The following is a 2388-nucleotide window of genomic DNA, read 5'->3' as shown; positions in this document are numbered from 1 at the left end:
TTACACCCCAAAGATCAAATAAAAACACATCATAATCATCTATCACGTCGAAAATATTTTTTAACTTTAATATATTCATTGTTATCTCGCTAATTTGGTATTGACTAGAAAAAGTTGACTTAAAGTTTCGGTGTCATTCCCGCTCTTGCGGGAATGACATAAGAGCTATGCAACAAGGTCTTCAGTCGTTCGCAATGACGGTGTCAGCCTTTATTTTGTTATCTCGCTAATTTTAAATCAAGAAACTTTACTATTTTAATAAGTTACGTTATAGTAATTTTTATTGTTTCTAGCAACAAATAATATAGAGCTAAATATATAAATATAAAGATTATGTCGGAAATTGAAGAAAAATTTAACGAATCATCATACGGTGCTGATTCTATTAAGGTTTTAAAAGGTCTTGAAGCTGTAAGAAAAAGACCCGGAATGTATATCGGGGACGTTGGAGACGGGTCGGGTCTACATCATATGATTTATGAAGTAGTCGACAACGCTATCGACGAATCGCTCGCCGGTTATTGCGATCTAGTACGAGTAACATTAAATAAAAACGGTTCGGTAACCGTATCTGATAACGGGCGAGGTATACCCGTTGAAATTCATGAAGAAGAAGGAATATCGGCAGCTGAAGTTATTATGACGCAACTTCACGCCGGCGGTAAGTTTGATCAGAACTCTTATAAGGTTTCAGGCGGTCTACACGGTGTTGGTGTATCGGTTGTAAATGCTCTTTCTGAGTGGCTTGAGCTGCGTATTTGGCGTAATAATAAGGAATATTTGATTAGATTTAATAATGGTATAACGGAAGCTCCGCTTGCGGTTGTCAAAGAAAATATTGACAAAAAAGGTACGGAAGTTACTTTTTTCCCATCTGTAGAAACGTTTACTAATATAGAATTTGATTCCGGCACTATAGAACATCGTCTTCGTGAGCTTGCTTTTTTAAATTCAGGAGTAAAGATTTTATTCGTTGATAATCGCTTTGAAGAAGCTAAGGAAGTAGAGTTTTATTATACGGGCGGTATAGAAGCTTATGTAAAATATATAGACAGAGCGAAGCACGCTATTCATCCATGTATAGTAGTTAATACGGAGAATGATGAGTCCGGTATAAGTCTTGAGCTTGCGATGCATTGGAACGATTCTTATCACGAAAATATTTTATGCTTTACTAATAATATTAGGGCAGCGTGACGGTGGAGCTCATCTTAGTGCTTTCAAATCAGCAATAACACGTGTTATTACCTCTTACCTTGATACTACGGGTCTTAATAAAAAAAGCTAAAAATGACTTTAGCGGTGAAGATACTAGGGGAAGGGCTATGTTGTGTGCTTTCCGTTAAAGTTCCTGATCCCTAAATTTTCTTCTCAAACAAAAGATAAGCTAGTAAGCTCCGAAGTACGACCGGGTTGTTGAGAATGCCGTTTATACAAAGGTTCTTGAGTGGTTTGAAGAGCATCCGGCGGAAGCTAAGGCAATTATAGCTAAGATTATGGAAGCGGCTAATGCTCGTGAAGCTGCTAGAAAAGCAAGGGAGCTAACTCGAAGAAAATCAGCTTTAGAAGTCTCGAATTTACCCGGTAAGCTTGCCGATTGCCATGCAAAAGATCCGGCAATTTCAGAATTGTTTATTGTTGAGGGAGACTCTGCGGGCGGTACTGCAAAACAGGGTAGGGATAGTAAAATTCAGGCTATATTGCCTCTGCGTGGTAAAATTTTGAACGTTGAGCGAGCAAGGTTTGATAAAATGCTCGGTTTCGGACCAAATCGGTACGTTAATTACAGCTCTTGGGATTAGTGTTGAACGAGAATTTTCCTTAGAAAAGCTTAGATACCATAAAGTTATTATTATGACCGATGCTGATGTTGACGGTTCACATATTAGAACATTATTACTTACATTCTTTTATCGTCATATGCCGGAGCTAATAAATAAAGGTTATCTATACATAGCCCAGCCACCGCTTTATAAGGTAAAGAAAGGAGCAGCCGAGCTTTATTTAAAGAATGAACAAGCACTGCAAGATTATTTGATAAAATCAACTATTAATGATGCAACCTTAACTCTAGACGGTAAAGAACAGTTAGTAGGCGATAATTTAGAAGAGCTAATTAATAAAGTAGTTAAGTTTAACGGCTTGCTTGATCATGCTAGCAAAAAATTTAATCGCTCATACTGAATCTGCATATGACTACTATACAATATTGAGCTGAAGTGATTAGACTGAAAAGCTTAGATGTTAATAGCTAGAGAGTCGCTGATAAAACTATGGGAATTTAAACATGAATAAATAGAGTCTCCGCTAGTAGGGCTCAAGAAGTAAAATGTGGAAGCGTGACCTTCGGTTGGCAATTCAGCTGCTTGACAATTTGATGATTCCGTA

The 2388-nt window shown here is 37.4% G+C and carries 1 pseudogene; it reads left to right on the top strand.

The features are described from left to right. Positions 1-333: 333 nt before the first annotated feature. A pseudogene (gene gyrB, locus REIS_RS14380) lies at positions 334-2178 on the top strand (DNA topoisomerase (ATP-hydrolyzing) subunit B); the annotation flags it as partial. Between the last annotated feature and the right edge of the window lie 210 nt (positions 2179-2388).

The organism is Rickettsia endosymbiont of Ixodes scapularis, from assembly GCF_000160735.1.
GTDB classification, from domain to species: Bacteria; Pseudomonadota; Alphaproteobacteria; order Rickettsiales; family Rickettsiaceae; genus Rickettsia; species Rickettsia tamurae.
Note: the sequence above shows the minus strand (reverse complement) of the source record. Positions and strands in the feature narration are given on the sequence as shown.